This is a genomic window from Azospirillum sp. UFLA03-27 (assembly GCF_059803775.1).
In genome coordinates this window covers 1-12,771 of sequence record NZ_JAUQTX010000047.1, presented here as the reverse complement: position 1 = coordinate 12,771, position 12,771 = coordinate 1, and the positions used below count along the sequence as shown (strand labels likewise).

The following is a 12,771-nucleotide window of genomic DNA, read 5'->3' as shown; positions in this document are numbered from 1 at the left end:
CCCATCAACGCAGGGGCACGCCATGGACAGCGCGACGGAACCGCCGGCAAACGGACGTCAGCCCTGGGAAGCGTCCTATCCGGCCGGGCTCGACTGGCGCACCCCCATCCCCGAGCAACCGCTGCACCGGCTGGTGGAGGAGGCCTGCGCCGTCTTTCCGAGCACCGTCTGCCTCGACTTTTATGGAAAGCGGATCACCTACCGGCAGACCAGCGGCCTGATCGATCGCGCCGCGCGCGGGCTTCAGGACCTGGGCGTCGCAAAGGGAGGCAAAGTGGCCCTTCTGCTGCCGAACTGCCCCTATTCAGTGATCGCGTTCCACGCCATCCTGAAGGCCGGTGGCGTTGTCGTGAACCTCAACCCGCTCGCCTCCATCGCCGAGTTGGCCGATCAGATCGAGCATTCCGGGACCGAGGTTGTGATCACGCTGGATCTCGTCCCGTTCCACGCCAAGCTCGACGCGCTGGGGTGGCCGGGCCGGCTTCGAACGGTCGTCGTGGCGCGCATGGCCGACGCCCTGCCATTTCCAAGGAACTGGGCCTATCGGTTGCTCAAACGCCGGGACGTGGCCGACATCCCCCGGGACGAGCGGCATGTGTGCTTCCGCCGTTTGCTCGCCGACCATGGCGCGCCTCGCCCGGTGGCCGTGCAGCCGCGCGCCGACCCCGCGGTGCTGCAATACACCGGCGGCACCACCGGCGTTCCCAAGGGCACCGTCCTGACCCATGCGGGCCTGTACGCCAACACGATCCAGTGCCGCCGTTGGTTCACCGGCGCCGAACCGGGCCGTGAACGGGTGCTGGCGGTGTTGCCCTTCTTCCACGTGTTCGGCATGACCGGCGTGATGAACTTCGCCCTGGCGTTGGGGGCGGAGCTGATCCTGCTGCCGCGGGTGGACGTGCGCGAGATCCTGGAGACCATCCAGCGCAAACGCCCGACCATTTTCAGCGGCGTGCCGCGCCTGTTCCAGGCCATTGCCGCCTTTCCCCACCTGAACCGCTACGATCTGTCGTCGCTGCGCCTGTGCGTGTCGGGAGGCGACAACCTGCCGCCGCTTCTGCTGGAGCGCTTCCAGCAGCTCACCGGAGCCTATCTGGCCGAAGGCTACGGCCTGACCGAAGCCTCTCCGGTGGTGACCTGCAACCCGTTCAGCGGCTTGAACAAACCGGGCTCGGCGGGGCTGCCGCTGCCGGGCACCCTGGTCGAGATCGTCTCGCTGGACGACCGCCGCACGCTCCTGTGCCAAGGCCGCATCGGCGAGGTGTGCGTGAACGGACCGCAGTTGATGGCCGGCTATTGGCAGGACGCCCCGGCGACGGCGCAGGCGATGGGCGGCGGCCATCTGCACACCGGGGACATCGGCTTTCTCGACGGTGACGGCTACCTGCACATCGTGGACCGTCTGAAGGACCTGATCGTCACCGGTGGGCAGCACGTCTACCCGCGCACCGTCGAAGCGGTCATCAAGCAGCACCCGCAGATCGCCGACGCCGCGGCGGTGGGCGAGCCCGACCCGGTGCGCGGGCAGGCGATCCGGGCCTTCGTCGTGCCGCAACCCGGGTCCACGCTGTCGGAAGCGGAGTTGCGCGCCTTCCTCGCCCCTCGCCTGTCACGCTTCGAACAGCCGCAGCGGATCGAGTTCCGCACGGCTTTGCCGACCTCGATGATCGGCAAGATTCTGAAACGCGAACTCATCCCCGAACGGCCAGGGGGCGACGACCGGGAGGTCAATCGGCCAGCAGATCGCTGACCGACCCGCCACCGTGAATGCGGGTGATGGCCTCCGCAAGCAGTGGGGCCGTGGGCAGCACCGTCACGCGGCGGGACACCAGCTTCTCCGGCAGGCGGAACGGCGGCAGCGTGTCGGTGACGACGACATGGTCGAACAGCGGCGAGGCGACGACCGTCGGGGCACCGCCGACGAACAGCCCGTGCGTGGCGAGGGCGAAGACCGGGCCTCCGCCTGCCGCGCGGCAGGCCGAGGCGGCGCGCATCATCGTGGTGCCGGTGCTGATCAGGTCGTCGAGGATCGCCACCGTCCGCCCCTGGACGTCGCCGACCAGCGTCCCGCCCCGCACCACGCCGCCGCTGCGCGTCTTTTCCATGAAGGCGAGCCCGACGTCGCGGCCCAAGGCATGCTCCAGGGACTCCCGGAGCCGTTCGGCCCGCTTCACCCCGCCGACGTCCGGAGACACCACGGACAGGCCGCTCTGACCGGCCAGCGGCGCCAGATGCGCCGCGAACAGCTTGCGCGCCTCCAGATGCTCCGTGCGGCATCGGAAGGCGTTCTCGAACGCCGCCTCGTTGTGGACATCGACCGCGACGACCCGGTCCACGCCGACCGCCTCCATCATGCCGGCAAGATAGCGCAGGGTCACGGGATCGCGCGGCTTGGTCCGCCGGTCCTTGCGCGCGTAGGCCAGATAGGGCGTGACGACGGTCACGCTCGCGGCGGACGCGTCCTTCACCGCGCCGATGAAGAACAGCAGCCGGCACAGCTTGTCGTGCACGCTGCGCTCCGCATCGCCTTGCAGGGACTGCACCACGTAGACGTCCCTGTTGCGCACCCCCACCAGCGGGCGGACCTTGAGTTCCCCGTCTTCGAAGCCCCGCTCCTCGTGAAGGCTCACCGGCATCTTCAGATGCTGGGCGATCCGCGCGCCAAGCCCCCATTGCGGATCCAGATCGAACAGCAGGATGCCATCGTTTTCCACCGGAGCCTCCGCTGGCCGGACACCGCTCATGGCCGGTTGGCGGGGCGCGCCGCAACCCGTCTCAGGCTGCCGTCCACACGCCTGGCGTACACGTCCACATGGTGGCCGAGATCGCACACCCGCTCCGCGTCTCCAAGCGCCGCCTTGAGAGCATCACGCCGGGACGGAAAGAAGCCGGCGCAGTCACCGCCCTGCATGCGCACGGTCCACGCCTTTTGCTGCCGTTCCACGATGTATTCCAGATGCAGATAAGAATCCATGGCTCCACCCATCCGTTCCGCCCCGACCGTCCGGTCGAGGCTCTGCTTCACACGGTGTCGACCCGCCGGTCCGCCTCCCGGGCAAGGCGTTCCAGAATCGGAGCGATCTCCACCAGGAGAGGAGGCCCGGAGGTCCGATGCGACAGGGCTTCCGGAAGGGATGCCAGCTCCGCCGCCGCACGGGCCCGGATCGCCGGAAGGTCCGGCAGCGGCGCCACCCGCCGGCCGCCGCGCATCACCGGCACCAGCAGGGGCCGCCCCTCCTCGTCGCTGTCCAGGGTCGAAAGCCGGTCGGCCTCGATCCGCCCCTCCGCCCCATAGCGCCGGAAGACCTGCTTGCACCCGGGCCACGTTGCCTTGCCGGCGGACCGCTTGCGCCGCGGCAGGCCGGCGTACTCCACCAATTTATAAGCGCAATCCAGCGCCGGCGCGTCGCTGGAGGTCCCCAGACTGGTGCCGACGCCGAAGCTGTCGATGGGCGCCCCACCGTCCAGGAGGTCGGCGATCCCCGCCTCATCCAGACCGCCGCTGGCGATGATGCGCGTCCCGGCAAGGCCGCCCTCGTCCAGGATGCCCCGCACCTTGCGTGAAAGAGCAGCCAGATCACCGCTGTCGAGCCGCACGCCGTCGATCCGAATGCCCTCGCCGGCCAGCTCGCGGGCCAGCGCGACCACGGTCCTGGCCGCCGCTTCGGTGTCGTGGGTGTCCAGGAGCAGCACGAGCTGTCGCGGGCGGGAGCGTGCGAAGTTGGCGAAAGCCTCCCTCTCGACGGCATGGGCCTGGATGAAGGAATGGGCCATGGTGCCGACGGCGAGGATGCCGAAGCGCATGGCGGCCAGCGCCGTCGCGGTTCCGGCGAACCCCGCCAGATAGCTCGCCCGCGCGGCCAGCAGTGCCGCCTCCGCCCCATGTGCGCGGCGCAGTCCGAAATCGATGAGCGGGCGGTGCCGCGCCGCCAGCACCAGCCGCGCCGCCTTCGAGGCGATGACAGTCTCCAGATGGATCAGGTTGATGAGGCGGCTTTCGACGAGCTGCGCCTGCGGCAAGGGTGCCGTCACCCGCAGGATCGGTTCGTGGGCGAAGAAGACCATCCCTTCGGGCAGCGCGTCCACGTCCCCGCTGAACCGAAAGTTCGCCAGCGCCTCGACGGCCGCCCCGGAGAACCGGCCCTCGTCGCGAAGCCAAGCGATCTCGTCGGCGCTCAACCGGGCGCTTTCCAGGAAAGCCACCGCCTGTTCGAGGCCGGCGGCCATCAGGAAGTTCCGCCCCGGCGGCAGCTTGCGCACGAACAGTTCGAACGACGCTACCTCCGTCAGGCCATGCTCGACATAGGCTTGGACCATGGCGAGCTGGTAATAATCCGTCAGCAGCAGGCTGTCGCCATCCCCGTCTCCGTCCGACTCCGGCATGGCCGTCCCTTTCCCACGCCCTCAGGCGCGAATGCCCGACCGGTCCCGGTTCAGTCGCGCTTCCAGGCGACGCGGACATAGTAGGCGTCCTTGTCGTAGTGGAAGTCGAGGTCGCCGGCATAGGCGTGGTGCAGGGCCTCGCCGATGCGGCGGGGCAGATGCACGTCGGTGGTCGTCACCACCATGTCGCCGTCGCGATGTTCGATGCCGATGATGCGGTGCAGGGGATGCTCGTCCTTTTCCAGGCGCTCCTGGTGATGGACGGCGGCCAGGATCTCGTCGCGATGCGAGCCGAGGAAGCCGCCGGACAAGGTCACGGTGCCGGCAGGGTAGCGGTCGTTGGCGCGGTGGCAGGCCTGACACACTTCCTTCACGGCATCGACGGCGGGCAGCCCCCAGCTCCACCGCCCGTGGTGGTAAACGGCGCCGCATTGCGGGCAGACCATCGGATCGGACAGCTTGGCCGCCCGTTTGTACGGGTCGTGGACATGCTCCTGGATCAGACGGTCGCGGCGGGCCGGCTGCGGACGCTGATCGTGGGGATGCGGTTCGTGGATGTGTTCGCCCATGGGGAACCTACCGGTAAAGGAAAGGGAGTGCCGGTTCTGCCCGGCACTCGATGACTCCGGGCTGCGACTCCGTGCCTTTCAGGCCTTCGCGATGTCGATCTTCCGCTTGGACGGTTGCCCCGGTTCGGTCTTGGGAAGGACAACGGTGAGGACGCCATTCTTCATGCTGGCTGCGATGCGGTCGCGGTCCACATTGGCGGGTAGGCGGAACGACCGTGCGCACAGGCCGTAGCGTCGCTCCGAGACGTAACGGTTGGCGTCCTTCTCATCCTTTTCCTCGCTCTTCTCGGCCTTGATGGACAGGACGTCGTCCTGGACGCTGAGGTCCACGGCTTGCTCGTCCATACCGGGCATTTCCATGGTCACCCGATATTCATCCGCGCGCTCCTCGACCTCGGCCGGCGGCGCGAACGCCGCGCTCTCCAACTCCGTGCGCAGCAACGGTTCCAGGTCGAACGGCGAGCGCCGGCTCCAGGGAAAGCGGAACATCGAGGACGCCTCGTCGAACAACCGGTCGAACTCGTCGCGCAACGCCAGGATCGGGTGCCGGTTGCGGGCGGCGATCTGCTGAGCCGCCGCGCCGGTGGAGGTGATGTCCCGCCGGGAGGTCTCGTCCTGTTGGGACTTTTCCGTCACGTTTGTGTCGGCCATGGGAGTGCCTCCTGCTTGTTACGGTGGCGCGTGTGTCATCTCCTCTATCGACCCAAAACGGCCCGGACACGTTAACCTGGATCAAGCATGCCCCGGACCGGGTCCAGGCGATGAGGAGGTAGTCTCACCTCCTGTTGCCGGAGGTGCCCTTAACCTGTGTGAAGAGAGCTTCCCCGAAGGACGCCTAAACACGTCGAACGGTGGCAAGCGGGGGACAGCATGACGCCAGGATCAGCAACGATGAGCGGCCCCGGCATTCGTTTCCGGTTCCGGGACAGGATCGAGGCCGGCCGCCGCCTCGCCGCACGGCTGACGCATCTTTGCGACGAGAAGCCAGTCGTCCTGGCTCTGCCGCGCGGCGGGGTCGCGGTGGCGGTCGAGGTGGCGGAAGCACTTCATGCGCCGCTCGACATCGTGCTCGTGCGCAAGATCGGCGCGCCGTTCCAGCCGGAGTTGGCCGTCGGTGCCGTGGCTGACTGCGGCCTTATCGAAACCGTCATCAACCCGGATGTTGCAGACTTCGTGACCGAAGCCTGGATCGGAAGGGAGAAGGGGCGTCAGCTTCGGGAGATCGAGCGCCGGCGAGCCGTGTACATCGGCGACCGTCCGCGGGTGCCGGTGGCCGGGCGCACCGCCATTCTCGTGGATGATGGCATTGCAACCGGGGCGACGATGCTCGCCGCCCTGCGGTCGGTGCGCCACGCGAACCCGAAACGGCTGGTGCTGGCGGTGCCGGTGGCGCCGCTTGACATCCTGTCGGAACTGCGGGCCGAAGCCGACGAGGTCATCTGCCTCCAGGCTCCACACCCATTCGGCGCCATCGGCGCCTTTTACGAGGACTTTCACCAACTCGATGATGCCGAGGTCATCCGCCTGCTGGACGAGGCGTCACGCCCCCCCACGTCCGCCCTGGCATCGAATCATGCGCCGTAAGCGGTGACTGAGGGCAGCCACCGCTTCGGACCAAGTCAGAAATGGGCGCGCACCGCGGCGCGGATGCGGCGGATGTTGTCGTCGATCCGCTCGGGCGTGGTGTGCGGCCCCAGATCGTCGAAATGGACATGCTCGACCACCTTGATGCCGCACAGCCCCATGATCGCGGCATCCTGCGTGATTTTGAAGGCCTGCATTTCCCCGACCGCTTCCAAATAGTCCAGCGGGGCGGCGGAGCTGGTGACGATCAGTCCTTTGCGCCCGTGCAGCTTGCCCTTGATTTCTTCGCCACGCATCTCCCAGGCGAAACCGTAGGTGAAGACCCGGTCCACATAGCCCTTGAGCATGGCGGGCATTCCGGCCCACCAGATTGGAAACAGGAACGTGATCGCCTGCGACCCGGCAATGATCTCCTGTTCCCGCCGGATGTCCTCGGGCACCGGCCCCTTTCCGGCCAACTCCTCCTCCGAGAGGACTGGGTTGAAGCCCATGGTGTAGAGGTCGCGTTCCTCAACGATGTGTCCGTATTGTTCCAGCTCGTCCATATAGGCCCCCGCGGCCTGACGGATGAAGCTGCCGGAGCGCGGGTGTGCGAAGACGACGACGTGCTTCATGATGGATCTCCCGTCACAGGGGTGCGCGAGGTGCGGTCGAGCCCTCGTTCCAGTTCCACCACGGCGCGCAGCGTCCTCAGCACACTGTCAGGCGTCACGCTGATGGAGTCGATGCCGAGCCGCACCAGAAACTCGGCGATCTCCGGATAGTCCGAGGGCGCTTGGCCGCAGATTCCGCACGGCCGGTCATTGCGCCGCGCGCCTTCCACAGCTTGGCGCAGGAAGGCCAACACGCCGGGATCGCGCTCGTCGAAGTCGAAGGCGACCAGCGGGCTGTCGCGGTCCACGCCGAGCGTGAGCTGAGTCAGATCGTTCGACCCGATGGAAAAGCCGTCGAAGCGTTGGGCGAACTCGTCCATCAGCAGGACGTTGTTGGGAATCTCGCACATCACGTAGATCTCCAGCCCGTTACGCCCGCGCTCCAGACCATGGCGGGCCATCGCGGCGATCACCCGGTCCGCCTCTTCCAGGCGGCGGCAGAAGGGCACCATGACCTTCACGTTGGTCAGCCCCATCTCGGCACGCACACGGGCCAGCGCCCGGCATTCCAGCGCGAAGCCCTCCTCGTAGGCGGGATGGGCGTAGCGCGCTGCCCCCCGGAAGCCGAGCATGGGATTCTCCTCGACCGGCTCGAACCACCGCCCGCCGATCAGGGAAGCGTATTCGTTGGTCTTGAAGTCCGACAGGCGAACGATGACAGGGCGCGGGAAGAAGGCCGCCGCGATGGTGCCGATCCCTTCCGACAGACGCTCCACGAAATAGGCGCCGCCGTCGGGGTGACTGCAAGTCAGTTGGGCGATGTGGGCGCGGACGTCGGAATCCTCGACGCGCTCCGGATGGACGAGCGCCATCGGATGCACCTTGATGGCTTCGCTGATGATGAATTCCATGCGCGCCAGGCCAACCCCGTCCACCGGAAGCTGGCCGGTCTGGAAGGCCTGGTCGGGGTTGCCGAGGTTCACCATGATGCGCGTCTGCGGGCGCGGCAGCCGGCCGAGGTCGATGCGCTCCACGCGGAACGGCACGGCGCCGTCATAGACCTTGCCGGTGTCGCCCTCGGCGCAGGAAACGGTCACCGTTTGACCGTCGCGCAGTGCCTCCGTCGCGCGCTCCGCCCCGACCACGGCGGGAATGCCCAGCTCGCGCGCGACGATGGCGGCGTGGCAGGTGCGGCCGCCCCGGTTGGTGACGATGGCGGCAGCCGTCTTCATCACCGGCTCCCAATCGGGCGTCGTGGTGTCGGCCACCAGCACCTCTCCCGGGCGGAAGGTGGACAGCTGGTGGGCACCGGTCACCAAACGGACGACCCCGGTGGCCATGCGCCCGCCAACCGCGCGCCCGGAAACGAGTACGGTGCCCTTCCCTTCCGGAACGAAGTTCTCCAGTTCCAGGGCCGAGCGCCGGGAGGCGACCGTCTCCGGCCGCGCCTGGACGATGTACAGGCCGCCGTCCTGCCCGTCCTTGGCCCATTCGATGTCCATGGGTTGGCCGTAATGGTCCTCGATCCGGATGGCCTGTTCGGCGAGCCGCAGCACCTCCCCGTCGGTCAGGCAGAAGCGCTGCCGGTCGGCGCCGGGTGTGGGGACGGTGCGCGTCGGCTCACGCGTGCGGCCCGAGCGGTAAACCATCTTCACCAGCTTCTCCCCCAGGCGCCGCCGCAGCACCGCGCGATGGCCCTGCCGGAAGGTCGGCTTGTGCACATAGAACTCGTCGGGATCGACCGTCCCCTGGACGACTGTTTCCCCCAGCCCATAGGCGCCGGTGATGAACACGGCATCCCGGAATCCCGACTCCGTGTCGAGCGTGAACATTACCCCGGCCGAGGCAAGGTCGGAGCGCACCATCTTCTGCACGCCGACCGACAGCGCGACCTTGAAGTGGTCGAAGCCCTGGTCGATCCGATAGGAGATGGCGCGATCGGTGAACAGCGAGGCGTGGCAGCGCCGCACGGCATCAAGGAGCATCGCCTCGCCCGCCACATTCAGATAGGTCTCATGTTGCCCGGCAAAGCTGGCCGTAGGCAAGTCCTCGGCAGTGGCGGAACTGCGCACCGCCACGGTCAGGCCTTCCCCATATTCGGCCAGCAGGGCATGGAAGGCCGTGCGCACTTGCTCTTCCATGTCCGGCGTCAGGCCGGCGGCGTAGACGATCTCCCGGGCGCGGGTCCCGGCACGGGCCAGACGCTCCACATCCGCCTTGTCCAGATCGTCCAACAGCACGTGCAGGCCGTCCCAGGCGTTGGCGGCGGTCAGCGCGTCGCGGAAAGCGTCGGCGGTCAGGGCAAAACCGTCCGGCACCTCCACCCCCAGCGGCTTCAAGCGCCGATGGAGTTCACCGAGCGAGGCGTTCTTGCCGCCCACCAAGGCGACATCGTCACGGCCAAGATCGGAAAACCTGCGGATGTACGAACTGTCCGGCATGGCCGGCCTCCCAACGTGATGTCGCCGGCGCTGGTGGCGTGATGTCCGGCGCCGGGCGCTTGGGTGATTGATCTCGAGCGAAGAGCGGAGGCGTGACTCCTACGACGCCGTATGGGCCTTCATGTCTTGTCTGCGGCGGCGCGCGTGGTCTTCCAACTCCCGGCGGATCGCGTCGAACGCGTCGCGGATAGCGACCTTGGGATCTTCATGGGCAGGGTCGGCGGGTTTGGCGTGACGCACGACCAATTCTTCCCCCGGAACGGTCAAGTCAATCCGGACGGTGTAGAGCTTGCCCTTGTGGTGGTATCGATGTGGCGCATCGAGGACCACGTGGCAGGCCATGATGTGTTCGAAGAACCGCTCCAGCTTGGCGGCATGTTCCCGGACACAGGCTTCCAGGAAGGGCGAGGGTTCCATGTTGTGGAAGGTGATCTGCAGCGGCAGTTGCATGGCGCTCCTCCGGTGGGCGGTCGCATCGTTGTCGCGGTCCGTTGGCTACGGCGCGGCCGGGATCATCATCGGGGTGCGCGGGTCGGAGGGCCTTAACCCAGGTAAAGGAAGACCAGCGGTATCAGGGACCGGCGTTCGCGCCGCGCGCTCCTAAACGGACGGAACCGTCAGAGCGCGCCTTGAAAGTTTATTGCGCAGGGGGGCCAGGCGGCGGAGCATCAGTTGGCTCATGGCGATCCGGATCCAGGCCTCGCTGGTTTGCGGAGGAGCTTCGTTGTCCTTGCTCAGCCGGCGCGACCGGCTCAGCCAACCGAAGGTTCTTTCCACGATCCATCGCCAAGGCAGTCTTTGGAATCCGGCCCTGTCGCGCGGCCGTCTCACCGTCGTCAGCACCCGTCCCAGCGTTTCGGACACCCAGTCGACCAGCTTGCCGGCGTAGCCGCCGTCCGCCCAAATCAGCAGCACCGACGCAAACTGATCGATCAGAACCCAGAGCACCGCCGGGGCGCCGGCGCGATCCTGGATGTTGGCGGCGTGCACCTGCACGACCAGCACCAGACCGAGGGCGTCCACGGTGAGATGGCGCTTGCGCCCGCACACCAGCTTGGCCCTTCTCGGCGGCTGGGGTGACACGGTGATGCGCAGCGGGAAGAGCCCGTTCAAGGGGGGACAGTTCACGGCGACAGTTCACGGCGGAGGTGATCCTGTGGGCGGTGCGCTGGTACTTGCAGTTCCCGATCATCTGCCGTGATCTCGAGCGGATGCCGGCCGACCGCGGCGTGGCGGTCGATCACACGACCATCTTCCGCGGGATCCAAGCCTCCGCGCCGGAGCTGAGCAAGCGGCTCTCCTTGCCTGCCGTCAAACTTTGCAACGGGACCCATTACCGGTGCGGATCAGCGGAGAAGCATCAGGATCATCGGCGTCAGCATGGCAGTCGCAATGCCATTCAGAGCCATGGCGAGCCCGGCGAAGACGCCTGCCACAGGGCTCATCTGGAAGGCGCGCCCGACCCCGATGCCATGCGCCGCCAGCCCCAACGCAAAACCCAGCCCACGGTGATCGGCACCGGGAAGGCGACGGTGAAGCGAGCCAAGGAGCGCGGTTCCGACAACGCCGGTCGCCATGACGAACACCATGGTCAGAGACGGCAAGCCCCCCGCCTGTTGGGAGACCTCCATGGCAATCGGCATGGTGGCCGACTTCGGTGCCAACGACAGGAGCATGGTATTACCGAGCCCAAACAGTCGGGCCAAGCAAATGACGGACAACACTGCGACGAGGCAGCCGACGAGCAGTGAAGCGCTGAGCGGAAGCCATGTGCGGACGATGAGCCGCCGCTGTTCGTAGAGCGGAATGGCCAATGCCACGGTTGCCGGGCCAAGGAGGAAGCGCAAAGGAACCGTTCCCTGCGTGTAGGCTTCCACGGGGATTCCAGTGACCAGAAGAAGGGCGACGAGCATTGCCGCCGCCACCGCGACCGGCTGGGTCAGCGGATGCCCTCCACAACGCCTGTGGAACTCCTGGGCCAGCAGAAAGGCAACGACGGTGGCGGTAAGCCATGGCAGTGGTGAAGTGAGCAGAGCGTCCCAAACCTCAGGGTGCTTCATGGTCCGCCTCGTGGCGTTGCGACACCAAACGCGCCACGGCGCTGAAGCTCCAAACCGTGGCAGCGACCGTGATCACAGTGCTGATCACCAGGGTGACGAGCAGCGCTCCCCACTGATCCCTCAGGTGCTGCGCATCGGACATGATGCCGACACCCGCCGGAACGAACATCACCGGCAGGTAACGGAGCAGCACCTCTGCGATCGTCCCCAAGCCGTGAGGTATGCGTTTCCGAAAAACCAGGAAAGCGAACAACGTGGCGCAGCCGACCACCGCACCAGGCAACGGCACGGCCAACAGCCGGACGAACAGTTCGCCACCCAGCTGGCAACCGAGCAGCAGCGCAAGCGGCCGAAGGGCGCTCATGACGCGACGCCTGACTGCGCAAGCGTTGCCATCACAGGGGAAAAGTCTGGCTGAGTTGGCATCCGACTGTCCTTTTGCGGGCTTCCAATTGCCGGGCACCGCGCTTACTGGGCGACTCTCGGATGGAGAAAAACCGTACAATTTACAAATCATACAGGCAATAGCTTTTTGCGTATGGATCAACGGGCGCCTGCGGGGCAGCTGGTTGGTCGCGCCCAGCCCTTCGAGCGCCAAAATCCATTGTGTATCCTTGCTTTTTCCGCGGAACAACAATCGCATGCAAAACATACAATACGCTTGAGACCTTCGCCGACAACCTGGACAAGCTTGCGCGCCGGCAGCAGGCCAGCGCTCAACACCGGCTTGAATGCTCTGGGCATCCTTCCCTCCGGCTCGCCACGTTGCCGAGGATGGGCTTCACAACACCCTCCTCCGCGTGATTGTCGGTCGGACTGGACCATCCTCCCGCTGGAGGCTTTGGATACCTTCACCCCACCACCCTCCATACAGACAATAATCCGTACAATCTCCTTGCAATCAGGCGCACAATGCCATACAAACAAGATGCTTGTCGGCGAGCGGATAGGTGACGCGTCCAAAACTGCCATCAATGGCCGCTGAAACGCCTCGACACCATGGCGAGCCGCACGCCCTGAACCGTCTCCCTTTCCCCTGGCAAGGATATAAACTCCAATGCCACACGAGAGCTTTTTCCGCACCCAGATCGCCAGCCTGAAACAGGATGGCCGCTACCGGGTCTTCGCCAACCTCGAACGG

Annotated in this window: 14 protein-coding genes and 1 pseudogene; 3 read left to right on the top strand and 12 right to left on the bottom strand. The window is 66.6% G+C overall.

Annotation, left to right across the window (positions count from 1 at the left end):
• The first annotated feature begins 22 nt into the window (after positions 1-22).
• Complete coding sequence (locus tag Q4I23_RS09910) at positions 23-1,750, top strand: long-chain-fatty-acid--CoA ligase (RefSeq protein WP_498526120.1); 1,728 nt, start codon at positions 23-25, stop codon at positions 1,748-1,750.
• On the opposite strand, the gene Q4I23_RS09905 is transcribed toward Q4I23_RS09910, so the two are convergent.
• The 5 genes from Q4I23_RS09905 to Q4I23_RS09885 all read right to left on the bottom strand — a co-directional run bounded on the left by Q4I23_RS09905 (position 1,728) and on the right by Q4I23_RS09885 (position 5,603).
• Positions 1,728-2,714, bottom strand: a complete 987-nt coding sequence (locus tag Q4I23_RS09905) for a ribose-phosphate diphosphokinase (RefSeq protein WP_498526119.1) — start codon at positions 2,712-2,714, stop codon at positions 1,728-1,730. The genes Q4I23_RS09910 and Q4I23_RS09905 overlap by 23 nt on opposite strands.
• A 26-nt stretch (positions 2,715-2,740) precedes the next feature.
• The gene (locus tag Q4I23_RS09900; protein WP_498526118.1) at positions 2,741-3,025 is read right to left on the bottom strand and encodes a hypothetical protein; all 285 of its coding nucleotides are present in this window, start codon (positions 3,023-3,025) and stop codon (positions 2,741-2,743) included.
• Positions 3,022-4,383 carry a nicotinate phosphoribosyltransferase gene (locus tag Q4I23_RS09895; RefSeq protein ID WP_498526117.1) on the bottom strand — a complete coding sequence of 454 codons (1,362 nt, stop codon included), beginning with the start codon at positions 4,381-4,383 and terminating at the stop codon, positions 3,022-3,024. Before Q4I23_RS09895 ends, Q4I23_RS09900 begins: the two co-directional genes overlap by 4 nt.
• Before the next feature lie 50 nt (positions 4,384-4,433).
• Positions 4,434-4,952, bottom strand: coding sequence for a BCAM0308 family protein (locus Q4I23_RS09890; RefSeq protein ID WP_454019510.1), 519 nt, complete (start codon positions 4,950-4,952; stop codon positions 4,434-4,436).
• Between the two features lie 78 nt (positions 4,953-5,030).
• Positions 5,031-5,603, bottom strand: a complete 573-nt coding sequence (locus Q4I23_RS09885; RefSeq protein WP_454019511.1) for an Hsp20/alpha crystallin family protein — start codon at positions 5,601-5,603, stop codon at positions 5,031-5,033.
• Between the two features lie 240 nt (positions 5,604-5,843).
• Here Q4I23_RS09885 and Q4I23_RS09880 point away from each other — a divergent pair, with 240 nt between their 5' ends.
• Positions 5,844-6,536: a phosphoribosyltransferase gene (locus Q4I23_RS09880; protein ID WP_498526116.1), complete on the top strand. Its 693-nt coding sequence runs from the start codon at positions 5,844-5,846 to the stop codon at positions 6,534-6,536.
• 35 nt (positions 6,537-6,571) lie between these two features.
• Here Q4I23_RS09880 and Q4I23_RS09875 read toward each other — a convergent pair whose 3' ends face one another.
• From Q4I23_RS09875 to Q4I23_RS09860, 4 genes are all read right to left on the bottom strand, one after another.
• Positions 6,572-7,150 carry an NAD(P)H-dependent oxidoreductase gene (locus tag Q4I23_RS09875; protein ID WP_454019513.1) on the bottom strand — a complete coding sequence of 193 codons (579 nt, stop codon included), beginning with the start codon at positions 7,148-7,150 and terminating at the stop codon, positions 6,572-6,574.
• A complete protein-coding gene (gene ppsA / locus Q4I23_RS09870; RefSeq protein WP_498526115.1) occupies positions 7,147-9,570 on the bottom strand; it encodes a phosphoenolpyruvate synthase in 2,424 nt (807 codons plus the stop codon). Before ppsA ends, Q4I23_RS09875 begins: the two co-directional genes overlap by 4 nt.
• A 99-nt stretch (positions 9,571-9,669) precedes the next feature.
• Complete coding sequence (locus Q4I23_RS09865; RefSeq protein ID WP_498526114.1) at positions 9,670-10,020, bottom strand: HPF/RaiA family ribosome-associated protein; 351 nt, start codon at positions 10,018-10,020, stop codon at positions 9,670-9,672.
• A gap of 150 nt (positions 10,021-10,170) precedes the next feature.
• Entirely contained in the window at positions 10,171-10,683 is a 513-nt protein-coding gene (locus tag Q4I23_RS09860; protein ID WP_498526113.1) for a transposase, read from the bottom strand.
• Between the two features lie 35 nt (positions 10,684-10,718).
• On the opposite strand from Q4I23_RS09860, the pseudogene Q4I23_RS09855 reads away from it, so the two are divergent.
• Positions 10,719-10,868 (top strand): annotated as a pseudogene (locus Q4I23_RS09855) (IS6 family transposase); the annotation flags it as partial.
• 48 nt (positions 10,869-10,916) lie between these two features.
• Here Q4I23_RS09855 and Q4I23_RS09850 read toward each other — a convergent pair.
• The 3 genes from Q4I23_RS09850 to Q4I23_RS09840 form a co-directional block, all read right to left on the bottom strand.
• Entirely contained in the window at positions 10,917-11,630 is a 714-nt protein-coding gene (locus Q4I23_RS09850; RefSeq protein WP_454019516.1) for an LrgB family protein, read from the bottom strand.
• Positions 11,617-11,994 carry a CidA/LrgA family protein gene (locus Q4I23_RS09845; protein ID WP_498526112.1) on the bottom strand — a complete coding sequence of 126 codons (378 nt, stop codon included), beginning with the start codon at positions 11,992-11,994 and terminating at the stop codon, positions 11,617-11,619. Before Q4I23_RS09845 ends, Q4I23_RS09850 begins: the two co-directional genes overlap by 14 nt.
• A 537-nt stretch (positions 11,995-12,531) precedes the next feature.
• A partial coding sequence (locus tag Q4I23_RS09840; RefSeq protein WP_498526111.1) for a hypothetical protein occupies positions 12,532-12,771 on the bottom strand: 240 nt, incomplete at its 5' end.